We start from the raw sequence: 20,693 nt of genomic DNA, 5'->3' as shown, positions 1-20,693 counted from the left end.
GGCACTCAGCAGCGCATCACAGCAAGCCGTCCCACATCTGCTCCAGCAGCACCGACCACCAGCTCTCCGGCGAGCCGAGCGCCGCCGGGTCGAGCGAGGCGAGCTGCGCCTGGAAGTCGACGGTCCAGCGGCCCGCCTGCTCCTGGTTGAGCCCGAACCGCAGCCGCCACATCCGGCCGAGCAGAGCCAGACAGCGCGCGAACTCGGGCAGCCCCGTGTTCACGAACTGCGGCGGCACCGAGGCACCGCCCGGGCCCGCCTCCACCGGCACGGCCACGATGTTCGCCGTGCCGTACTGGACACAGATCGCCTTGCCGAAGTCACTGCCCATGACGAGGTACGAGCCCGCGTCCGCGGCCGGCTGCACCCCACGCTCCTGCGCCAGCTCGGCGAGCGTCGGCACCGGACGGCCGGGCTGCGCCTGCGCCCAGAAGAACGGGCCCAGGTCGACCGGCAGTCCGGCCACCACCAGCGTGTGCGCCACGATGTTCGGCACACCCTGCCGCGACACCGCGGCCTGGTCGAACCGGAACAGACCCGGCCCGAACGCCGCCGCCAGCTCCTGCCCGATCGCCTCCGGCGGAACGGGCGGTGCGGGCTGCACCGGCGGAATCGGCGCCCGCACCGGCGCCGGACGCGCGGGACCGTCCGCCACCTGGTGCAACTCGCCCTGGTGCGCGAGGAGCTGGTGCATGCCCTGCTGACGGCTCGCGTGATCCGTGCCGTACGGCGCGATGCTGGTGATCCGCGCCTGCGGCCAGCTCTCCCGGATCATCCGCGCGCAGTACGCGCCCGGCAGCTCGCACGACTCCAACTCCGTGTGCAGCTCCAGGACTTGCTGCGGCGGCACGTTCATCGCGCGCAGTTCGTGCAGGATCTGCCACTCCGGGTGCGGGGTCCCCGGCGCGGAGCGCCGGATCAACTGCTGCTCGGAACCGTCCTGCGCGCGGTAGCGCAGGACGGCCTGATACCCCGGCCCGACGGTCGGCTGACCGGCCTGCGGGTAGCCGTACGCGGGAGGCTGCTGCCCCGGGGACATCGACTGACCGGGCATCGGCTGCCCCGGCATCGGCTGCCCGGGCATGGGTTGTCCCGGCATCGGCTGCCCGGGCACGGGTTGTCCCGGCATCGGCTGCGGCGCACTCGGAGGCATGCCGGGGGCCTGCGGGGGCGGCGGTACGCCGGGACCGGCGACCGGAGGACCGGCCGGAGGACCGGCGAGCATGGTGGCGGCGTGATGAACACCCCCGGGAGGCGTACCACCCGGAGGCTGCGGAGCACCAGGCGCACCAGGCGCACCGGGAGGCTGGGGCGCGCCGGGTCCGCCCGCGGGCGGACCCGCCAGCATGGTCGCGGCGTGATGAACACCCCCGGGAGGCGTACCACCCGGAGGCTGCGGAGCACCGGGGGCGACAGGCGCACCAGGAACTCCGGGCCCGTTCGGGCCGAGTTGCGAGACGAGCTGCGTCGGTACGTACCCGCCCGCCGGGGTGCCCGGAGCACCGGGCCCGGACGACGGCGCCGGGGGCGGAGGCGGCGGGGCGCTCCCCGGCCGCACACCCGGTACGCCCGGGGCGCTCGGCGGAGGCGGCGCGCTCACGCCACCACCCCGCGCGCCCCTCGGCGGCGCCTGCGCCTTGCTGGTCGCGGCGTCGGCGATGTCACCGGCGTTCGGCGGCAGCGGCCGCGGCGGCGCGACCGGGGCCTGCCCCTGCGGGTAGCCGTACGCGGCCGGCGGCCCAGAAGGAGGCGTGCCCTGCGGACCACCAGGAACCGGCACACCCGGAGGCGGCGTGCCCGGCATGCCCGGCGCACCCGGGCTTGTCTGCGGGTAGCCGTACGCCGGCGGGGCCGTGCGGTCGTCGACCGCGGGCGCCTGCGCCGTGCGCGGGAGTTGACTGCCGCCGGACATCAGAGCCGTCTTGGCGTCCGGGGTCACACCGGGAGGCGCACCCGGACCCGCGTTGTCGTCGGCGTCGGTCAGCTGCGGCGCGAACACCGTCGCCGGCAGCGGCACGGAACGGTCCTCGCCCCCGTCCCCGGCGGTGTCCGTCCCCGCCCACGGAGTCGCCGAAGCGGGCACGCCCGGCGCCCCCACGGCATCCCGCGGACCCGCGTCCCGCTCGTCACCGGCCGCGGCGGCGGGCCACGGCGGCGCGTCCGAAGGGGACGAGGGCGAAGGGTGAGAGGAGGGAGGAGGCGTCGTCGAACCACCGGCCGCGGAAGCCCCGTTGGCACGGGAACCCGCGTGGGAACCCGCACCGGAACCCGCACCGAGGCCGGCCCCGGTACCCGCCCCGTTGGCACCGCCGGCCGTCGCACCCGCCCGCCGATCCGGAATGCCCAGCTTGTCCGCCGCCTCCTGCAACCACTCCGGAGGGCTCAGCAAGAACGACGTCTGGTTCAGATCGACCCGGGCCGGAGGCGCCGGGGCCACTTCCGGGGACGCCTGCGGCACCCCGTACTCCTCCTCGTACCGGCGGATCACCTCACCGACCGGCAGCCCGGGCCAGAGCGTCGCCTCCCCGCTGTCCCGCGCGATGACGAGCCGCTGCGCGCCCCCGTCGGAACGCGGACCGTCGACACGGTCCTCGGCCCACACCACGAACCCGAGTTCGAACTCCCGCACCCGCACCTCACGGTGCTGGTACCCGGGCACCTCGCCGTTGATCCACTCTTCCGCGCGCTCCTGCGCCTGCGCGAAGGTCACCATCGGACGTTCACTCCCCCAGGGAAGAGACGGGAACGGCGCGCGCGAAGCCACCGTCCACCATCAGGTTCGCCACCGTCTCCAACTCCGGTGGATTGCCCGCGAGTCGGGACAGGAACTGGTCGAAGTCGGCGCCGCAGGGCAGCAGCAGCCGCTGCACGCGCTCGGCCGGCGGCCAGGCGTCCTGGTCGCGGGCATCGTCGTACGCGCAGAACCAGACCGACCCGATCGCGTCACCCTTCACCTTGACGGCGAGCAGGCCACCCTGCACGAATCCGACGCACAGATAGTCCTTGGTCAGATGGTCGCGCAGGCACTTGTTGATGTAGACGAGATCGTTCACGGCGGCTTCCTCGCGCACCGTGAAGAACGGCTGGTCCACCAGCAGACCCAGCTCCGCGTCGAGCGCGGCACCGACCGGCGCGCACCCGCCCGCGGCCTTCAGGAAGGACCGGTAGGCACCCGGCAGCCGATAGCCGAGATCCTCCTCGACCCCGAGTACCTGCTGCTCGCTCACCGCGACCGACGACTTCGGCAGCCCGAAGTGCGCGGGCCGCGTGTCCTGCAACGGACGCGTCCCCCGCTTGTCGTGATCGACGGCCGCCGTCGCGATACCGCCGTGATGCCGCAACAGCGCCTTGACCTCCACGGGGACGAGCTCCAGGCGCCGCGTGCCCCGCACGTGGTGCCAGGTCCAGCCATGCGGAGTGGCCACGGGCGGAATCGTGTCCCACAGGTCGTGCCCCGCGGTGGCGAGCGCGGCGTTCGCCGACACGTAGTCCGTCAACCGCAGTTCGTCCACGCCGAAACCCTCCGGGGGTTCGGCGATCTCGGCGGCGGCACGCGCGTACGGTGAGAAGTCGGGGTAGCCGTGCGCGTCGACCCGTACACCCCTGGGGTGGCGAGCGGCCCGGACCGGATCCGGGAAATGCACGACCTGCCCGGCGTAGGCCGCGTTCGGCGGCGCGGCTTGCTGCCCGAGCCGACCTGTCGTCATGGCGGTTGCCCCCTGCGGCGTTCTCAATAGCTGTTTGGATCGCGGATATCGACAGCCTATGCGGTTGGAAGACACCGGTCACCGGGCCTCCGGTTCCGTGACCTGCCGTCACCCCGCCGTGACGGTATGACGAAGCCCGGGCGTGTCGCGCGCCCCAGCTACCGCACCCGCCACGCCATTTGGCAGTCTGTAGCCGCATCGGGGGATGCACGGGAGGGAAGAACGATCATGAACGCGACACATACGGGCACGTCCGGGGACCCGCGCGTCGGCTGGAGCAGTGCCGAGGCAGCCCACGCACCCACCCTCCTGCACCGCCGCGACGGCATACTTCCCACCGTCGCCGCCGCCCTCTCCGTACGCGGCGCCACCCTCACCGGCACCGCCGCCCGCGGCGACCAGCCGCCCGCCCTTCACCCGCTGGTCCAGGACTTCCTCGACACCCTCACCAGCGCGCAACGCGACCGCTACACCGGCCGCTGCGCCGAGGCGATCCTCATCTCCCGGCACATCGCCACCGTCGACGCCACCCGCAGCAAACGCGCCGCCCGCAAGCCGATGACCAACGGCGAGGCACGCAAAGCCCTCAAACAGGCCAAACTCACCGCACGCCGGATCCGCGAGGACGGCGACCCGTTGCACGGCAGCTTCGCCGCGCCCTGCCGCGCCTGCACGGCGCTCAGCGACCACTTCGGCGTCCGCGTCGTCGACCCGACGGCGACGACCGGCGACTCCTGAACTCCCCCATCCCCGCACCCGTACGTACGACGGCGCCCCCGCCAGCGCGCCGATGTCCCGACCCTCGACGAACGAAGGGCAGATGCACGCCGACCACTCCTCCTCCCCCAAGCTCTCGGCCCCGCTCGAGCAGGGGGGACCCTCATCACGTTTCTCCGTACCCGTGGACGCCGCGCTGCGCTCCGCCGGGTGGCAGCCCGGGCGCTGGGACATAAAGCAGGCCGAGTACTGGGCCGACGCGCTGCGGGGCCACGAGTCGTCCGCGGGACACCGGCACGCCGTGTTCCCCGCGGCGGTGGAGGCGTGGGCGGAATTCGGCGGACTGCACGTGAAGCCCTCCGGGCCCGGCCGCCAGCTGGCGCCGACCGCGCTCCACTTCGACCCCCTGCACGGCCTCCACATGGCCCGCACCCTCGGCGACCTCGGCCGCGCCCTGGACACCGAGGTCTGCCCCCTCGGCGAGGAGTCCGACTCCCGAGCCCTGCTCGCCATCGACTCCGAGGGCCGCGTCTACGCACTCGACCACACCGGCGACTGGTACCTGGGCCCCGAGATCGACACCGCCCTCACCACCCTCCTGTCCGGCATCGCCCCGGTCCGCCTGACCGCGGGCTGACGGCCCCCGGGAGGGTTCTTCCACCGCGGGCCGGTGGGGGCTGGGCGCGCAGTTCCCCGCGCCCCTAAAAGCCTCCAGCCCGTCCGGCGTTTGAGGACGACGCCGACCAGCCCGATGCGGGGGCCCGGGGCGCAGCCCCGCCCCCAGGGGCGCGGGGAACTGCGCGCTCAACCCCCACCCACCCGCAGCCGACAACCGCGCCCCCCGAAGGGCCTACGCCGGGATCACCGCCGACACCCGGAACCCACCCGAATCCGTCGGCCCGGACACGAACACTCCCCCCAGCGCGGCAACCCGCTCCTTCATACCCACCAGGCCGTTACCACCACTGGGCAGATGCATGGCCGACGCCGACCCCGGCTCCGGCGGACACTCGTTCTCGACCTGCATCGCGATCTCCGCGCCCCGATGAGCGAGCCGAACATGCGTCTTCGCCCCCGCCGCATGCTTGTGCACGTTGGTCAGAGCCTCCTGAACCACCCGGTACGCCGTCTGCTCGATCTCCGCCGCATACCCCCGGGTGTCACCCTCCACCGAGAGATCCACCACCATCCCCGCAGCCGCCGACTGCCCGACCAACTCGTCCAGCTCGGCAAGACTCGGCCCCTCGGCCCCGTCATCGACCGCCCGCGAAGCCGCCGCCGCGGCCGCCACCCCCACGGCCGCCAACGGCACCGCCCGCACCCGCACGGACGACAACCCGTCCCCCGTACGCAGCACACCCAACATCTCGCGCAACTCCGTCAACGCCTGCCGCCCCATGTCCCCCACCAGCGCGGCGTTCTTCACGGCCTTCTCGGGATCCTTCCGTGCCACGGCCTGCAGCGCCGCCGCGTGCACCACCATCAACGACACCCGGTGCGCCACCACGTCGTGCATCTCCCGCGCGATCCGCGTCCGCTCCTCGTTGCGCGCCCACTCCGCCCGCTCCTCGGCCCGCTCGGCGAGCAGCTGCAACTCCCGCTCCAACGAGTCCGCCCGCTCCCGCAGGCTCTCCATCAGCCGCCGCCGCGCCCCCACGTACAGCCCGAGCAGGACGGGCGGCGCGGTCATCCCGATCGCGGTCGTGATGGAGACGAACGGAACGAACCAGTCCCCCATCGTCACGTCCCCGCGCACCATGCCCTGGTGCGCCCGCACGAACGTGACGATCAGCATCCCCGCGAAGGACATCCCCGCGAGCGCCCCGATGATCCGGCGCGGCAGCTCGGACGCGGCGAGCGTGTACAACCCGACGAGTCCCATCAGGAACCCCATCTGGGCGGGCGTGATGGCGATCGACACCAGCACGACCGCGATCGGCCAGCGCCGGCGCAACAGCAGCACGGAGCCGGCGACCAGCCCGAACCCCACGCCCACCGCAACCGGCAGGCCCGCGTCGCGCGCGAACGGAATCCCCTCGATCGCACACTCCACCGCCGACGCCGACGCCAGGCTCGCGTCCAACACGGCACTACGCCATCTGACCCACCACCACGGCCCGCTACCGGCCGCGGTGTGCTCTTCCCCCGTCGTGGTCATGCCTCCAGCCTACGTTCGCACCCCGCCCCATTTCCGGTGACTTTCACCTCCTGGCCTACACCACACCCCGCAATCGAACAGAAGCGAAACCCACCAATATCCCTCGAACTGCTGATTCACTCACCGTTCGCCCCCGGAAGATCGCATTCCGCCCGGACGGTATGCCCATGGCACATTCACAGAACAAGTACGCGGATTTCGAGACCTTGCGCGAACGAGCGATCACGCTGCGCCGGGCGGGACTGAGCCGCCGCCAGATCCGCGACCGGCTGCACGTCGACAACAACGACATCCTCAACCGCCTCCTGGAGGGCGAGCCGCCTCCGGAGTGGACCAAACGCCCGAACGCGAAGGACGACCTCCGCACCAAGGCCCGCGAGCTACGGCTCCAGGGCTGGACCTACGACCAGATCCAGGTGGAGCTGGGCTGCTCGAAGAGTTCGATCTCGCTTTGGGTACGGGATCTGCCGACGCCGGAGAGGAAGAAGCGGACCCGGGAGGAGGCTTCAGCCATCGCCAAGCGCGGCTGGGAAGTCACGATGCGATTGCGTGAAGAGGAACGTCGGCAAACAAAGCAAGCAGCCACGACCAGCATCGGCGCGATGTCCGACCGCGAGCTCTTCCTGCTCGGCGTCGGCCTGTACTGGGCGGAGGGCTCCAAGAGCAAGCCGCACCTCCCTCAAGAGCGGGTCACCTTCATCAACAGCGATCCCCACATGATCGAGGTCTATCTGGCCTGGCTGCGACTGCTGGGCGTGAGCGCCGATCGCCTGCGGTTCCACGTCCACATCCACGAGTCGGGAGACGTAGAAGGCGCCGAGCGCTTCTGGACAGAGCTTGTTGGCGGCAACGCCGCAGCATTCGGCAAGACCAGCCTCAAGAAGCACAGCCCGAAAACCAACCGGCGGAACGTTGGCCAGGACTACCGGGGTTGCCTCGTAGTTCGCGTCCTCCAAAGCGCCGACCTATACCGTCGCATCGAGGGCTGGTGGTACGGCATAGTGTTGTCCGCACGCGAAGCCGATGAGCCGAATCGGACATAGCGCGCGAACTATCCCGGGTCGTCTAATGGCAGGACAAAGAGTTTTGGTCTCTTGAATGAGGGTTCGATTCCTTCCCCGGGAGCCCCCATCGAGCGGGCCCTGACAGCTCCGTCAGGGCCCGCTCTCATGTCACTGCTGATACGCCCCGGTATCCTGCGGATGTCCACACCCCAGCCATCCGAAGCCGAAGGGCATATCCGTGAGCGTCATTCCTCCGGCAGCCGTCGTCGTTCTCGCAGCGGGTGAGGGCACCCGTATGAAGTCGGCCACACCCAAGGTCCTGCACGAACTGTGCGGCCGCTCCCTGGTCGGCCATGTGCTCGCGGCCGCACGCGCCTTGGAGCCCGAGAACCTGGTCGTCGTGGTGGGTCACGCCCGCGAGAAGGTCACCGCGCACCTCGCCGAGATCGACCCCGGCGTACGGACGGCCGTACAGGCCGAACAGAACGGCACCGGCCACGCCGTCCGAATGGGCCTGGAGGAGCTGGGCGGCGGCGTCGACGGCACGGTCGTCGTGGTCTGCGGCGACACCCCGCTGCTCAGCGGCGAGACCCTGCGGCAGCTCGCCGCCACCCACACCTCCGACGGCAACGCCGTCACGGTGCTCACCGCCGAGGTCCCCGACGCCACCGGCTACGGCCGCATCGTGCGGGACGACGCCAGCGGCGCGGTCACCGCGATCGTCGAGCACAAGGACGCGAACGAGTCGCAGCGCGCGATCCGTGAGATCAACTCCGGGGTCTTCGCCTTCGACGGGCAGCTCCTCGCGGACGCGCTCGGGAAGGTGCGGACGGACAACAGCCAGGGCGAGGAGTACCTGACCGACGTCCTCGGGATCCTGCGCGAGGCCGGGCACCGGGTCGGGGCGGCCGTCGCCGGCGACCATCGAGAGATCGCCGGTATCAACAACCGCGTCCAGCTCGCCGAGGCCCGCCGCATCCTCAACGACCGGCTGCTCACCGAGGCCATGCTCGCCGGAGTGACCGTCGTCGACCCCGCCTCGACCTGGATCGACGTGACGGTCACCTTCGAACAGGACGCGATCGTCCACCCGGGCACCCAGCTCCAGGGCGCCACGCACCTCGCCGAGGGCGCCGAGGTCGGACCCAACTCCCGCCTCAAGGACACCACGGTGGGCGCGGGGGCCCGCGTCGACAACACCGTCGCCGACAGGGCCGAGGTCGGGCCGCAGGCGAGCGTGGGCCCGTTCGCGTACCTCCGTCCGGGCACGCGCCTCGGTCTGAAGGCCAAGATCGGCACGTATGTGGAGACGAAGAACGCCACGATCGGCGAGGGCACCAAGATCCCGCACCTGTCCTACGTGGGCGACGCGACGATCGGCGAGTACTCGAACATCGGTGCGGCGAGCGTCTTCGTGAACTACGACGGGCAGGAGAAGCACCACACCACCGTGGGCTCCCACTGCCGTACCGGTTCGGACAACATGTTTGTGGCTCCTGTCACGGTCGGGGACGGCGCGTACACCGCGGCGGGCTCCGTGATCACCAAGGACGTACCCCCCGGTTCGCTGGCCGTGGCCCGTGGCCAGCAGCGGAATATCGAGGGTTGGGTGGCCCGCAAGCGTCCCGGAAGCGCGGCCGCGAAGGCGGCCGAGGCGGCGTCCCGGGAGCCGGAGAGCGAAGCCTGACCGGAAACAGGTGCGTCTGACACGGCGTACCGTGATAAGTGCACACCCGCATAAATGCGCACCCGTACCCCCAGCTGAGAAGGCTTCTCGCACTCCGGTTGAGAAGACTCCTCATGCCCCAGCTGAGACACCTCTGAGGAGACAGTGCTGTGACCGGGTTCAAGACGACCGGCGAGAAGAAGATGATGTTCTTCTCCGGCCGCGCCCACCCCGAGCTTGCCGAGGAGGTCGCCCATAAGCTGGGTGTCGGGGTTGTCCCGACGAAGGCCTTCGACTTCGCCAACGGTGAGATCTACGTCCGCTACCAGGAGTCCGCGCGCGGCGCCGACTGCTTCCTGATGCAGAGCCACACGGCTCCCATCAACAAGTGGATCATGGAGCAGTTGATCATGATCGACGCTCTGAAGCGGGCCTCCGCGCGGAGCATCACCGTCATCGTGCCCTTCTACGGTTACGCGCGGCAGGACAAGAAGCACCGTGGACGTGAACCGATCTCGGCGCGTCTGATCGCCGATCTGATGAAGACGGCGGGTGCCGACCGGATCCTCACGGTCGACCTGCACACCGACCAGATCCAGGGCTTCTTCGACGGCCCGGTCGACCACCTCTTCGCGCTGCCGATCCTGGCGGACTACGTGGGGGCGAAGGTCGACAAGTCGAAGCTCACCGTCGTCTCCCCGGACGCCGGCCGGGTGCGCGTCGCCGACCGCTGGTGCGACCGCCTGGACGCCCCGCTGGCGATCGTGCACAAGCGCCGTGACAAGGACGTCGCCAACCAGGTCACCGTCCACGAGGTGGTCGGTGACGTGAAGGGCCGCGTCTGTGTCCTCGTCGACGACATGATCGACACCGGTGGCACGATCTGCGCCGCCGCCGACGCCCTCTTCGCGCACGGCGCGGAGGACGTCATCGTCACGGCCACGCACGGTGTGCTCTCCGGCCCGGCGGCCGACCGTCTGAAGAACTCCAAGGTCAGCGAGTTCGTCTTCACGGACACTCTGCCGACCCCGGGCGAGCTGGAGCTCGACAAGATCACGGTCCTGTCGATCGCGCCGACGATCGCCAACGCGGTCCGTGAGGTCTTCGAGGACGGCTCGGTGACGAGCCTGTTCGAGGAGCAGTAGAGATCCTTTTGGGTGTGGCCTCCCTGCCGAGTAGACTGCTCAAGTTGCTCGGCGAGGGAGGCCGCACTTTTTTGTGCGGCGGTCCGTTATCGACGCGCTCTTCGTAGCAGGCCGATGGTTTGGCCGGGTGACCGCCTTCCCTGGTTTCCCCAGATTTCTACGAGGAGTGCACATGTCCGAGGTCAAGCTCGCCGCCGAGACCCGTACCGAGTTCGGCAAGGGCGCCGCCCGCCGCATCCGCCGTGACAGCAAGGTTCCCGCCGTGGTCTACGGCCACGGCACCGAGCCGGTCCACATCACGCTGCCGGGCCACGAGCTGCAGCTCGCCCTGCGCACCCCGAACGTTCTGCTCACCCTGGACATCGAGGGCAAGACCGAGCTCGCGATCCCGAAGGCCGTCCAGCGCGACGCCATCAAGGGCTTCCTCGAGCACGTCGACCTGCTCCTCGTGAAGCGCGGCGAGAAGGTCACCGTCGAGGTCTTCGTGCAGACCGAGGGCGAGCTCGCCCCGGGCAGCTTCCTGCTCGAGCACGTGCTGAACACCCTCACGGTCGAGGCCGAGGCCACCCACATCCCGGAGTCGGTCACCGTCTCCATCGCGGGCCTGGAGGCCGGTGCCTCCATCCTCGCCAAGGACATCCCGCTGCCCAAGGGCACCACGCTGGCGATCGACGAGGACGCGGTCGTCCTGCAGGTCCTGTCCGCCCAGGCCGAGGAGCCGACCGAGGGCGAGGCCACGGGCACCGAGGCCGCCGAAGCCTGATCGGCCTGATTCCCCCGGAATCTTCATCTGTGTCAGCCGCCGCTCCCCTCAGGGGCGGCGGCTGCCGCGTATCAAGGACACATGGGAGACACCGACGTGACGACCGATGCGGGCGCCCCCTGGCTGATCGTGGGCCTCGGCAACCCCGGCCCCGAGTACGCCATGAACCGGCACAACGTGGGTTTCATGGTCGCCGACCTGCTGGCGGAGCGGATCGGCGGCAGGTTCAAGCGGGCCGGCAAGGCACAGGCGCAGGTGATCGAGGGGCGCATCGGCCCGCCGGGGCCGGCGAACCGCCGGGTGATCCTGGCCAAGCCGATGTCGTACATGAACCTGTCCGGCGGCCCGGTGACCGCGCTGCGGGACTTCTACAAGGTGCCGACGGCGAACATCGTCGCGATCCATGACGAGCTGGACATCGACTACGGCGTCCTGCGTCTGAAGCTCGGCGGTGGCGACAACGGCCACAACGGGCTGAAGTCGATGACGAAGGCGATGGGCTCCGACTACCACCGGGTGCGGTTCGGCATCGGGCGGCCTCCGGGGCGGATGCAGGTCGCCGACTTCGTCCTGAAGGACTTCTCCTCGGCGGAGCGCAAGGAACTCGACTACTTCGTGGACCGGGCCTCGGACGCCGTGGAGTGCCTCGTCATCGAGGGGCTGGAGCGGGCGCAGGGCACGTACAACTCCTGATCGGTTCTCCGGGGCGGTTCTCCCGGAGGTCTCCGGGAGGTCTCCGGGAGGTCTCAGGAGCGGTCGATGTACGCGTACAACTGCCGACTTGTCGCCCGCCGGAACCGGCCGGAGTTGACCGGCGCGCAGCCATGGCCAAGGATCGCCGCCATGCCTGCCGTCGCCGCACATCGAGGCTCCCGTCGGAGCGCACATCCGGCGCTGCGGTTCGGGCGGCTCGCGGCGATGGGTACGGTCGCGGCGCTGATCCTGATCGCGGGCGTCTGGGGTTCCTGGGGCACGGCCCAGCACGTGATGCTGAGCAAGGGCCGGGAGCAGGGGACGATGACCGTGACCGAGTGCTCCGGCGATGTCTGTACGGGGACGTACGCGCCGACCTCGACGGGGTCGCGGGCGCGGGCGCACGTCACCATCGACGAGGCGGTCGCGGTGCGCAAGGGCCGGACGTACACGGTGACCGTGAAACCCGGCAGCAGTGATGTCGTCCGTAGTGGTCCGGCGGGCGTTCTCTACGCCTGGGTCCCGCTGGGTGGCGCTCTGTTGCTCGCCTCGGTGGTGGTGGCGGGTGGCCTGCGACTGCGGCGGGCGGCGTGGGTGCTGGCGGGGGCGGGGATCGCGCAGCTGACGGCCACGTTCCTGGTTCTGTGACCTGTCTCTTGAAGTGACGGGCGCTTGAAGCGACGGGTGCTTGACGTGACGGGTGCTTGAAACGAGGGGTGCCCCGCGTTCGTACGAACGCGGGGCACCCCTTTTGCGTGGGTCCCTCGGGCGTCAGCCGGTGTTGCGCAGTCCGGCCGCCACACCGTTGACCGTCAGGAGCAGCGCGCGCGAGAGCAGCGGGTCCGGCTCGGCGCCGGCCGCGGCCTCGTCGCGCTGGCGCTTGAGGAGCGCGACCTGGAGGTAGGAGATCGGGTCCAGGTAGGCGTCGCGGATGGAGAAGGTCTGCTGGAGGACCGGGTTGGTGTCCAGGAGCTCCTTGCCGCCGGTGACGCGCAGTACCTCGCGGACGGTCAGCTCGTGTTCGGCCTCGATGGTGGCGAAGACGTGCTTGAGGTCGTCGGGGACGAGGGTGTCGACGTAGTGGCGGGCGATCCGCAGGTCGGTCTTCGCGAGGGTCATCTCGACGTTGGAGAGGAAGTTCTGGAAGAAGTGCCACTGCTCGTGCATCTCGTCGAGCACGGTGTCCCCTTCTTGCCGCAGGCCCGCCTCGCGCAGGGCCTTGAGGCCGGAGCCGACGCCGAACCAGCCGGGCACGATCTGCCGTGACTGGGTCCAGCCGAAGACCCACGGGATGGCGCGCAGTCCGTCGAGCGAGACGCCCGAGCCGGGGCGGCGGGAGGGCCGCGAGCCCAGGTGCAGGTCGGCGAGCTGGTCGACCGGCGTGGAGGCGAGGAAGTAGGTCGGCAGGTCCGGGTCCTCGACGAGTCGTCGGTAGGCGTTGTGGGCGGCGTCGGAGACGACGTCCATGGCCGCGTCCCAGCGGGCCAGTGCCTCGTCGGACTGGCGGGGGGAGGTGTGCAGGGCGGAGGCCTGGAGGGTGGCCGCGACCGTGAGTTCCAGGTTCTCGCGGGCGAGCGAGGGCACGAGGTACTTGTCGGAGATGACCTCGCCCTGCTCGGTCACCTTGATCTCGCCCTCCAGCGTGCCCCAGGGCTGCGCGAGGATCGCGTCGTGGGAGGGGCCGCCGCCGCGGCCGACGGTGCCGCCGCGGCCGTGGAAGAGACGCAGGCGTACGCCGTAGCGGTGGGCGACGTCGCGCAGGCGGCGCTGGGCGCGGTGGATCTCCCACTGGCTGGTCGTGATGCCGCCGAACTTCGAGGAGTCGGAGTAGCCGAGCATGACCTCCTGGACGTCCCCGCGCAGCGCCACGAGGCGGCGGTAGGAGGGGTCGGAGAGCATGTCCTCGAGGATCGAGTCGGCGGCCTTCAGCTCGTCCGTCGTCTCCAGGAGCGGGACGATGCCGATCTTGGCCCAGCCGGCGTGCAGGTCGAGCAGGCCGGCCTCGCGCGCGAGTACGGCCGCGGCGAACACGTCCTCGGCGCCCTGGCACATCGAGATGATGTACGACTCGATGACCTCGGGTCCGAAGATCTCCAGGGCCTTCTTGACCGTCCCGAAGACGCCGAGGGTCTTCTCACCGGCGGCGTCGAGGGGCGCGGGGGTCGGGGCGAGCGGGCGACGGGAGCGGAGTTCCTTGGCGAGGAGCTTGGCGCGGTAGTCGCGGGGCATGTCGACGTAGCGCCAGGATTCCTCGCCGAGGCGGTCGAACAGCTGGCCGAGGGCGTGGTGGTGGGCGTCGGCGTGCTCGCGTACGTCCATGGTGGCGAGCTGGAGGCCGAAGGCGGCCAGGGTGCGGATGGTGCGGTTCATCCGGCCGTCGGCGAACAGGGCGCCGCGGTGCTCGCGCAGCGAGGTCTGGATGAGGGTGAGGTCGCGCAGGAGTTCGCCGGTGCCGAGGTAGTCGCGGCCCTCCTCGTGCGGGGTGCCCGTGGCGAGGCGGTGCTTGGTGTTCTCCAGCTTCTGCCGGATGCAGGTGGCCTTGAGCCGGTAGGGCTCCTCGGCGTTGAGGCGCTTGTAGCGGGGGCTGATCTCGGGGAGGCGCTCCAGGTCGCTCTGGAGGGATGCGAGGAGTTCCTCGGTGGCGCCGGTGTAGCGGATGGAGTTGGAGAGGAAGCCGCGGAGTTCGTCGATGACGTCCAGGGCGTCGTTGATGCCGTGTTCGTGCTGGAGGATCAGGACGTCCCAGGTGACGGCCGGGGTGACGTTCGGGTTGCCGTCGCGGTCGCCGCCGATCCAGGTGCCGAAGGTGAGCGGCCGGGTGTCGTCCGGGAGCCGCACACCGACGCGCTCCAGCTCCGCGGTGAGATCCTCCAGGACGTCGCCCACCGCGCCGGCGTGCAGCTCGTCCAGGTAGTAGATGGCGTTGCGGGCCTCGTCCGCGGGCTCCGGGCGGACCACACGCAGTTCGTCCGTCTGCCACACCAGGTCGATGTTCTCGGCCAGCCGGGTGTCGTAGCGGCGGCGGTCTGCCTCGATGACGGGGGTCTCGAGGAGTGCGGCGATACGGCGCAGCTTGTTGAGGACCGAACGGCGGGCGGCTTCCGTCGGGTGGGCGGTGAAGACCGGGCGGACATTCAGGTTCTTGACGGTCTGCTTCAGGTGTTCGGGGTCGGCGTCCTTGAGCCGGTCCGCCGTTCGGGCGAGGAGTCCGCCCTCGGCGGCCCGCTTGGCGCGCAGCTCGCGGCCGCGGTGCACCTGCTCGGTGACATTCGCCAGATGGAAGTACGTGGAGAAGGCGCGGACCAGCTTGGCCGCGGTCTCCAGCTCGGTGCCGCGCAGCAGCTCGGCGGCTGCCTCGCCGTCCTCGCGGGTCAGGCGGCGGACCTTCTCGACCAGTTCCAGGAGCTCGGGGCCCTCCTGACGGACGAGGGTCTCACCGAGCAGGTCGCCCAGGCGGCGGATGTCGGCGCGCAGCTCGCTGCTGGTCGTCGTGGTCTGGTCGTCGGCACTGCTCACAGGTGCGGCTCCTTGCAGTGTGGAAGCTCGGCTGAAGAGTGTGGAAGCTCGTCTGAAGCTCGTCAGGGAGGGAACCCGGATGGTGGTCGCGCGGCGGGGTGCCGCTTAGGGACGTGGCATCCGGGAAGAAAACAGAACGGACCGCGCTGTCCGACCGAATCCAAGGATAGGTGTCCATGCGGACGCGCAGGCTGTTGGGCTCTTGCCGCCAGGCTGCGCGCTGCCATACTTACGACGCCGTAAGTTACGGATGCGTAGGGCCTCCCGTCAGCTGGTAGGAGGACTCTGAGATCCCGTAACCGGCCATCTCCCCCGCCCTCGAACCCCACAAGGGGATGCTCATGCCCACGAGTTCCGACGTGATCGACGACGTCCCGCGGTCGCCCGACGACGCTTCGCTCCCCGCCGCCACGCTGGGTGGCGAGCGGAAGGGGTCACTCGAACAGATCACGCTGCTTCTCTTCATCGCTGTTCCGTTCGTAGCCCTCGTGGCAGCGGTGCCGCTGGCCTGGGGCCGGGGGGTGAGCTGGCTGGACATCGGCCTGCTGGTCTTCTTCTACTACCTGGGTTGCCACGGCGTCACGATCGGCTACCACCGCTACTTCACGCACGGCTCCTTCAAGGCGAAGCGTCCGCTGCGGATCGGGCTGGCGATCGCCGGTTCGATGGCGGTCGAGGGCCCTGTGGTCCGCTGGGTCGCCGACCACCGCAAGCACCACAAGTTCTCCGACGCCGAGGGTGACCCCCACTCGCCGTGGCGCTACGGGGAGACGGTGCCGGCCCTGATGAAGGGCCTGTGGTGGGCGCACATCGGCTGGATGTTCGACGAGGAGCGGACTCCGCAGGAGAAGTACGCGCCGGACCTGATCAGGGACCCGGCGATCCGCGCGATCTCGCGCCACTTCATCTACTGGACGATGCTGTCCCTCGCTCTCCCCCCGCTGATCGGTGGTCTGGCGACGATGTCCTGGTGGGGCGCGTTCACCGGCTTCTTCTGGGGTTCGCTCGTCCGGGTGGCGCTGCTGCACCACGTCACCTGGTCGATCAACTCGATCTGTCACGCGGTGGGCAAGCGGCCCTTCAAGTCGCGGGACCGCTCGGGCAACGTGTGGTGGCTGGCCGTGCTCTCCTGCGGTGAGTCCTGGCACAACCTGCACCACGCCGACCCGACCTCGGCGCGGCACGGCGTGCAGCGCGGCCAGGTCGATTCCTCGGCGCGGATCATCCGCTGGTGCGAGCAGCTCGGCTGGGCGTACGACGTGCGCTGGCCGTCACGCTCGCGTATCGATTCGAAGCGCAACACGGACGGGTCCGCCTCCCAGGGCAAGACGGAAACCGCTGAAGCGGCATGATTGACGGCGTGGCGACCGACTCCAGCAGCACCCCGAGCAGCAGTGAAAAGCCGCGGCGTGCGCGCCGCACCCGCATGACCGGTGCGGAGCGCCGTCAGCAGCTGCTGGAGATCGGTCGCACCCTGTTCGCGGCGAAGGGCTTCGAGGGGACGTCGGTGGAGGAGATCGCGGCGAAGGCCGGCGTCTCCAAACCGGTGGTCTACGAGCACTTCGGTGGCAAGGAGGGGCTGTACGCGGTGGTGGTGGACCGCGAGATGCGCCGTCTGCTGGACATGGTGACCGGCTCCCTCACCGCCGGTCATCCCCGCGAGCTGTGCGAGCAGGCCGCGTTCGCCCTTCTGGACTACATCGAGGAGTACACGGACGGCTTCCGGATCCTGGTCCGCGACTCGCCCATTCCCCAGTCGACGGGTTCCTTCGCGTCGCTGATCTCGGACATCGCCACCCAGGTGGAGGACATCCTGGGCCGGGAGTTCAAGCTGCGCGGCTTCGACCCGAAACTGGCTCCCCTCTACGCCCAGGCCCTGGTCGGCATGGTCGCCCTGACGGGCCAGTGGTGGCTGGACGTCCGCAAGCCCCGCAAGGCGGAGGTGGCGGCCCATCTGGTGAACCTGGCCTGGCACGGCCTGGACGGTCTGGAGCCGAAGCCGCGTTTGATCGGGCATCGCAAGTCCTAGGACCCGGGCTGCTCCGCGGACCCGGGCTGCTTCACGGACCCGAACGGCTCCGCGGATCCGAGTGGCTCCAGGAACTCCAGTCGGTTGCCGACGGGGTCCTCGGAGTAGAAGCGGCGGTGGCCGGGGAGGTTGTCGTCCCAGGTGACCTCGGCCTCGTGGGCCCGCAGGCGGGCGGCGAACGCCTCGATGCCGGTGATGCGCAGCCCGGGGTGGGCCTTCTTCGCGGGCCGGAAGTCCTTCTCGATCCCCAGGTGCAGCTGCACGGCCCCCGCGCGGAACCAGCAGCCGCCGCGGGCGGCGAGGGCGGGCGGTTTGGGGATCTCGTTCATGCCGAGAACCTCGACGTAGTACCCGCGCAGGAGGTCCTCCGAGCCGGGCGGGGCCGCGAGCTGGACGTGGTCGACGGCGGCGAGCATCCGCTCACGCTCCCTTGTGCGCCACGGCGAACAGGCGGCGGAAGGGCAGCACCGTGCCGTACGGGGCCGTCGGGTAGGCCTCGCGCAGCAGGTCGCGGTATTCGGTGACCAAGGCGTCGCGGGCGTCCGGGTCGTCGGCGAGGGCCGTCAGCACCGGGCGCAGCCCTGTGCCCTTCACCCAGTCCAGTACCGGATCCTCACCGGTCAGGATCTGCTCGTACGTCGTCTGCCAGACGTCCGTCTCGCAGCCGAGGCGGGCCAGCCGGTCCAGGTAGACCAGCGGTTCGTGGACGGAGTCCTCGTGTCGCAGGACGTCTTCGAGGCGGTCCTTCCAGCGGGCGGAGGCGGCGAGCTCGCGCATCAGGGCGTGCAGGGGCGCGTCGATGTTGTCGGGGACCTGGAAGGCGAAGGTGCCGCCGGGCGCCAGCGCGGCGACCCAGTCGCGGAACCGTTCCAGATGCCCGGGCACCCACTGCAGCGCCGCGTTGGACACGATCAGGTCGTACGTCTCGGTGGGCGCCCAGGTCGTCGCGTCCGCGTGGGCGAAGTCGAGGCGTCCGCCGCCGGCCGTGGGGCCCGCGTACGGCTGCGTCCTGGCGAGCATCTCGGGGGAGTTGTCGTATCCGGTGATGCGCGCGGTGGGCCAGCGGTCGGCGAGGAGGACGGTCACGTTGCCGGGGCCGCAGCCGAGGTCGGCGATGCGGGGCGGGGTGCCGGGGAGGTCGGGGACCCGGGCGAGGAGGTCGATGAACGGGCGGGCGCGGTGGCCGGCGTGGCGCAGGTACTGGGCGGGGTCCCAGGTGGGAGTGGTCATGTCTGCTACTTTCCCCTCACATGTATCTCGACGTCAAGAGACTTGATATCAAGAGACTTCATGTCGACACAACCACTACACTGATCGTCATGGAGGACGAGGTCGATCGGCTGGTCGCAGCATGGCGCCGGGAGCGCCCTGACCTCGACGTGGAACCGCTCGAGGTACTCAGCCGGGTGAGCAGGCTCGCCCGGCACCTGGACCGCGCCCGACGGCTGGCGTTCTCCGAGCACAGCCTGGAGCCCTGGGAGTTCGACGTGCTGACCGCACTGCGGCGCGCGGGCTCCCCGTACCAGCTCTCCCCCGGCCAGCTGCTCACGCAGACGCTCGTCACCTCCGGCACGATGACCAACCGCATCGACCGGCTGACGAAGAAGGGCCTGGTGGAGCGCCTCCCGGACCCGAGCGACCGCCGGGGCGTACTCGTGCGCCTCACGGACGAGGGACGCGATCGCGCCGACCAGGCGCTGGCCGGACTCCTCGACCAGGAGCGCGCGATCCTGGCCGAACTCAGCAGGGCGCAGCGCGGTGAACTCGCGTCCCTGCTACGCCAGCTGACCGCCCCGTTCGACAACATCCCCGGCTAGGTCGACGGGCCCGACCCCGGCCCGGCGGGCGAGGGCGACCGCGGCGAGCGTCGAGTGGACGCCCAACTTCCCCAGCACGTTCTGCATATGGGTCCGGACGGTGTGCGGGGAGAGGAACAACCTCTCCGCGACGGCCTTCCGCCCCAGCCCCGCGACCATGCACCGCAGCACTTCCCGCTCCCGCGGCGTGAGCGACTCGACCAGCCGCTCGCTCTCGGTGCGGTGCTTGCGCGCGGCGGTCAACTCCCGCAGGACGCCGGTGAGCAGGGCGGGCGGCAGATGCGTCTCGTCGCGCAGCACACCCCGTATGACGGTCAGGAGCCGCGACAGGGAACAGTCCTTGGCGACCCACCCCGAGGCGCCGGCCTGCAGTGCGAGGGCCGCGCGGCGCGGATCGTCCTTCTCGGCGAGGACGACGATGCGCACGCTCGGCTGCCCCGAACGGACGCCCGCGACGAGCGAGATGCCGTCGACGAGCCCGTCCTCGTTGCCCTCCTGGACCGGTACGGCAGGACGGGCGCCGGGCAGATTGCCGCCCAGGTCGGCGTCGACGAGCAGCACGTCGAATCTGCGGCCCTCCGCTGACGCCCGCTCCAGGCAGCGCAGCGCGGCCGGGCCGCTGCCGGCGGCGGACACGTCGACGTCGGGCTCGGCGGCCAGGGCGGCGGCGAGCGACTCGGCGAAGATGCGGTGGTCGTCGACGACCAGGACACGGATGCGAACCACTGATACCCCCACTGGTCGGGGGACGGACCGGCGCAGGTACGACACCCGAAGTGATCCCGAGCCCGCTCGAACTCGGAAGACGGGGTGCCGCAGCCGCACGGCCGCCGCCGTGCTGGAACTGCTACCCCCACTTCGGGCGTCGTACCCGACTGTCTCGCCCCCTGATCAGCGCCGGCCCCCACCGGCGCTGTTCACAGGGTACGACCGGGGGCGGGCAGCGGAAGGCAATTTGCAGAACTGATTGGCCAGCGCGTTTATGGTGAGCCGTATGTTTCGTATGGAGACAGGAGACGACAAAGACCGGCGTGATCTGCTCCGCCGGCGACTGCGCGACACGAACACACAGGCGTCTCCGATCCTCCGCGCTCTGCGCGGCACCCCTGCCGAACGGGAACTTCCGCTCCACGTCTGGGCCTTGGACGCCGACGGGGCGCTCGCGGGCGGGCTCGTCGGACACACCTGGACGACGTGGCTGCACGTGACGTACCTCTGGGTGGACGCGCCCCACCGCGGCGCGGGCCTCGGCGGCAGGCTCCTCGCCGAGGCCGAGCGCCTCGCCCACGAGGAGCGCGGCTGCCACAACTCCCGCCTGGAGACCTGGGACTTCCAGGCCCCCGAGTTCTACAAGAAACACGGCTACAAGGTGGTCTGCGTGATCCCCGACTACCCGCCGGGGGTCACGGAATACACCCTGACCAAGCAGTTGCCCTGAGGCCTTTAGGGGCGCGGGGAACTGCGCGCCCAGCCCCCAC

The 20,693-nt window shown here is 70.5% G+C and carries 19 protein-coding genes and 1 tRNA gene; 13 read left to right on the top strand and 7 right to left on the bottom strand.

Features of this window, described 5'->3' with window-relative positions; genetic code table 11:
* Positions 1-16: 16 nt before the first annotated feature.
* Entirely contained in the window at positions 17-2,713 is a 2,697-nt protein-coding gene (locus ACZ7M3_RS40995; protein WP_472070494.1) for an SUKH-4 family immunity protein, read from the bottom strand.
* A gap of 7 nt (positions 2,714-2,720) precedes the next feature.
* A complete protein-coding gene (locus ACZ7M3_RS40990) occupies positions 2,721-3,707 on the bottom strand; it encodes an SMI1/KNR4 family protein (RefSeq protein ID WP_450482476.1) in 987 nt (328 codons plus the stop codon).
* 228 nt (positions 3,708-3,935) lie between these two features.
* Here ACZ7M3_RS40990 and ACZ7M3_RS40985 point away from each other — a divergent pair, with 228 nt between their 5' ends.
* Both ACZ7M3_RS40985 and ACZ7M3_RS40980 read left to right on the top strand, forming a co-directional pair.
* Positions 3,936-4,445, top strand: coding sequence for a YwqJ-related putative deaminase (locus ACZ7M3_RS40985; RefSeq protein ID WP_095854213.1), 510 nt, complete (start codon positions 3,936-3,938; stop codon positions 4,443-4,445).
* Between the two features lie 82 nt (positions 4,446-4,527).
* Positions 4,528-5,061: an SUKH-3 domain-containing protein gene (locus tag ACZ7M3_RS40980; protein WP_472070492.1), complete on the top strand. Its 534-nt coding sequence runs from the start codon at positions 4,528-4,530 to the stop codon at positions 5,059-5,061.
* Positions 5,062-5,274: 213 nt separating this feature from the next.
* Here the strand turns inward: ACZ7M3_RS40980 and ACZ7M3_RS40975 are convergent, their stop codons facing one another.
* Entirely contained in the window at positions 5,275-6,582 is a 1,308-nt protein-coding gene (locus tag ACZ7M3_RS40975) for a sensor histidine kinase (RefSeq protein WP_472070490.1), read from the bottom strand.
* A gap of 167 nt (positions 6,583-6,749) precedes the next feature.
* Here ACZ7M3_RS40975 and ACZ7M3_RS40970 point away from each other — a divergent pair, with 167 nt between their 5' ends.
* The 7 genes from ACZ7M3_RS40970 to ACZ7M3_RS40940 all read left to right on the top strand — a co-directional run bounded on the left by ACZ7M3_RS40970 (position 6,750) and on the right by ACZ7M3_RS40940 (position 12,501).
* Positions 6,750-7,625: a hypothetical protein gene (locus ACZ7M3_RS40970; RefSeq protein WP_472070488.1), complete on the top strand. Its 876-nt coding sequence runs from the start codon at positions 6,750-6,752 to the stop codon at positions 7,623-7,625.
* Positions 7,626-7,636: 11 nt separating this feature from the next.
* Positions 7,637-7,707: transfer RNA gene (locus ACZ7M3_RS40965), tRNA-Gln, on the top strand.
* Positions 7,708-7,824: 117 nt separating this feature from the next.
* On the top strand, positions 7,825-9,273 hold the full coding sequence (glmU, locus tag ACZ7M3_RS40960; RefSeq protein ID WP_472070486.1) for a bifunctional UDP-N-acetylglucosamine diphosphorylase/glucosamine-1-phosphate N-acetyltransferase GlmU: 1,449 nt from the start codon (positions 7,825-7,827) through the stop codon (positions 9,271-9,273).
* 149 nt (positions 9,274-9,422) lie between these two features.
* Positions 9,423-10,397, top strand: coding sequence for a ribose-phosphate diphosphokinase (locus tag ACZ7M3_RS40955; RefSeq protein WP_095854208.1), 975 nt, complete (start codon positions 9,423-9,425; stop codon positions 10,395-10,397).
* A 172-nt stretch (positions 10,398-10,569) separates the two neighbouring features.
* Positions 10,570-11,160 carry a 50S ribosomal protein L25/general stress protein Ctc gene (locus tag ACZ7M3_RS40950; RefSeq protein WP_472070484.1) on the top strand — a complete coding sequence of 197 codons (591 nt, stop codon included), beginning with the start codon at positions 10,570-10,572 and terminating at the stop codon, positions 11,158-11,160.
* A gap of 81 nt (positions 11,161-11,241) precedes the next feature.
* Positions 11,242-11,853: an aminoacyl-tRNA hydrolase gene (pth, locus tag ACZ7M3_RS40945; RefSeq protein ID WP_067376219.1), complete on the top strand. Its 612-nt coding sequence runs from the start codon at positions 11,242-11,244 to the stop codon at positions 11,851-11,853.
* 150 nt (positions 11,854-12,003) lie between these two features.
* The gene (locus ACZ7M3_RS40940; protein WP_121415911.1) at positions 12,004-12,501 is read left to right on the top strand and encodes a hypothetical protein; all 498 of its coding nucleotides are present in this window, start codon (positions 12,004-12,006) and stop codon (positions 12,499-12,501) included.
* A gap of 123 nt (positions 12,502-12,624) precedes the next feature.
* Here ACZ7M3_RS40940 and ppc read toward each other — a convergent pair whose 3' ends face one another.
* On the bottom strand, positions 12,625-15,369 hold the full coding sequence (gene ppc / locus ACZ7M3_RS40935) for a phosphoenolpyruvate carboxylase (RefSeq protein WP_472070482.1): 2,745 nt from the start codon (positions 15,367-15,369) through the stop codon (positions 12,625-12,627).
* A 341-nt stretch (positions 15,370-15,710) separates the two neighbouring features.
* Between ppc and ACZ7M3_RS40930 the strand changes: the two genes are divergently transcribed.
* Both ACZ7M3_RS40930 and ACZ7M3_RS40925 read left to right on the top strand, forming a co-directional pair.
* Positions 15,711-16,721, top strand: a complete 1,011-nt coding sequence (locus ACZ7M3_RS40930) for an acyl-CoA desaturase (protein ID WP_472070480.1) — start codon at positions 15,711-15,713, stop codon at positions 16,719-16,721.
* Positions 16,718-17,398 (top strand): TetR/AcrR family transcriptional regulator, encoded by a 681-nt coding sequence (locus ACZ7M3_RS40925; protein WP_054233024.1) that lies wholly within the window; start codon positions 16,718-16,720, stop codon positions 17,396-17,398. Before ACZ7M3_RS40930 ends, ACZ7M3_RS40925 begins: the two co-directional genes overlap by 4 nt.
* Here ACZ7M3_RS40925 and ACZ7M3_RS40920 read toward each other — a convergent pair.
* A complete protein-coding gene (locus ACZ7M3_RS40920) occupies positions 17,395-17,814 on the bottom strand; it encodes a VOC family protein (protein ID WP_472070478.1) in 420 nt (139 codons plus the stop codon). The genes ACZ7M3_RS40925 and ACZ7M3_RS40920 overlap by 4 nt on opposite strands.
* Positions 17,815-17,818: 4 nt before the next feature.
* Complete coding sequence (locus tag ACZ7M3_RS40915) at positions 17,819-18,628, bottom strand: trans-aconitate 2-methyltransferase (protein ID WP_472070476.1); 810 nt, start codon at positions 18,626-18,628, stop codon at positions 17,819-17,821.
* An 89-nt stretch (positions 18,629-18,717) separates the two neighbouring features.
* Between ACZ7M3_RS40915 and tamR the strand changes: the two genes are divergently transcribed.
* Positions 18,718-19,215 (top strand): MarR family transcriptional regulator TamR, encoded by a 498-nt coding sequence (gene tamR, locus ACZ7M3_RS40910; protein WP_060901813.1) that lies wholly within the window; start codon positions 18,718-18,720, stop codon positions 19,213-19,215.
* On the opposite strand, the gene ACZ7M3_RS40905 is transcribed toward tamR, so the two are convergent.
* On the bottom strand, positions 19,174-19,941 hold the full coding sequence (locus ACZ7M3_RS40905) for a LuxR C-terminal-related transcriptional regulator (protein ID WP_054233027.1): 768 nt from the start codon (positions 19,939-19,941) through the stop codon (positions 19,174-19,176). The two genes, tamR and ACZ7M3_RS40905, sit on opposite strands and share 42 nt — an antisense overlap.
* 256 nt (positions 19,942-20,197) lie before the next feature.
* Here ACZ7M3_RS40905 and ACZ7M3_RS40900 point away from each other — a divergent pair, with 256 nt between their 5' ends.
* Complete coding sequence (locus ACZ7M3_RS40900) at positions 20,198-20,653, top strand: GNAT family N-acetyltransferase (protein ID WP_355307896.1); 456 nt, start codon at positions 20,198-20,200, stop codon at positions 20,651-20,653.
* Positions 20,654-20,693: the final 40 nt, after the last annotated feature.

Source organism: Streptomyces sp. NPDC111656 (genome assembly GCF_055656965.1).
Note: the sequence above shows the minus strand (reverse complement) of the source record. Positions and strands in the feature narration are given on the sequence as shown.

Coding starts and splice junctions, on each gene's coding strand:
- ACZ7M3_RS40995 (WP_472070494.1), bottom strand. CDS start 2,713: ATGGTGACCTTCGCGCAGGCGCAGGAGCGCGCGGAAGAGTGGATCAAC.
- ACZ7M3_RS40990 (WP_450482476.1), bottom strand. CDS start 3,707: ATGACGACAGGTCGGCTCGGGCAGCAAGCCGCGCCGCCGAACGCGGCC.
- ACZ7M3_RS40985 (WP_095854213.1), top strand. CDS start 3,936: ATGAACGCGACACATACGGGCACGTCCGGGGACCCGCGCGTCGGCTGG.
- ACZ7M3_RS40980 (WP_472070492.1), top strand. CDS start 4,528: ATGCACGCCGACCACTCCTCCTCCCCCAAGCTCTCGGCCCCGCTCGAG.
- ACZ7M3_RS40975 (WP_472070490.1), bottom strand. CDS start 6,582: ATGACCACGACGGGGGAAGAGCACACCGCGGCCGGTAGCGGGCCGTGG.
- ACZ7M3_RS40970 (WP_472070488.1), top strand. CDS start 6,750: ATGGCACATTCACAGAACAAGTACGCGGATTTCGAGACCTTGCGCGAA.
- ACZ7M3_RS40950 (WP_472070484.1), top strand. CDS start 10,570: ATGTCCGAGGTCAAGCTCGCCGCCGAGACCCGTACCGAGTTCGGCAAG.
- pth (WP_067376219.1), top strand. CDS start 11,242: ATGGGAGACACCGACGTGACGACCGATGCGGGCGCCCCCTGGCTGATC.
- ACZ7M3_RS40940 (WP_121415911.1), top strand. CDS start 12,004: ATGCCTGCCGTCGCCGCACATCGAGGCTCCCGTCGGAGCGCACATCCG.
- ACZ7M3_RS40930 (WP_472070480.1), top strand. CDS start 15,711: ATGCCCACGAGTTCCGACGTGATCGACGACGTCCCGCGGTCGCCCGAC.
- ACZ7M3_RS40925 (WP_054233024.1), top strand. CDS start 16,718: ATGATTGACGGCGTGGCGACCGACTCCAGCAGCACCCCGAGCAGCAGT.
- ACZ7M3_RS40920 (WP_472070478.1), bottom strand. CDS start 17,814: ATGCTCGCCGCCGTCGACCACGTCCAGCTCGCGGCCCCGCCCGGCTCG.
- ACZ7M3_RS40915 (WP_472070476.1), bottom strand. CDS start 18,628: ATGACCACTCCCACCTGGGACCCCGCCCAGTACCTGCGCCACGCCGGC.
- tamR (WP_060901813.1), top strand. CDS start 18,718: ATGGAGGACGAGGTCGATCGGCTGGTCGCAGCATGGCGCCGGGAGCGC.
- ACZ7M3_RS40900 (WP_355307896.1), top strand. CDS start 20,198: ATGGTGAGCCGTATGTTTCGTATGGAGACAGGAGACGACAAAGACCGG.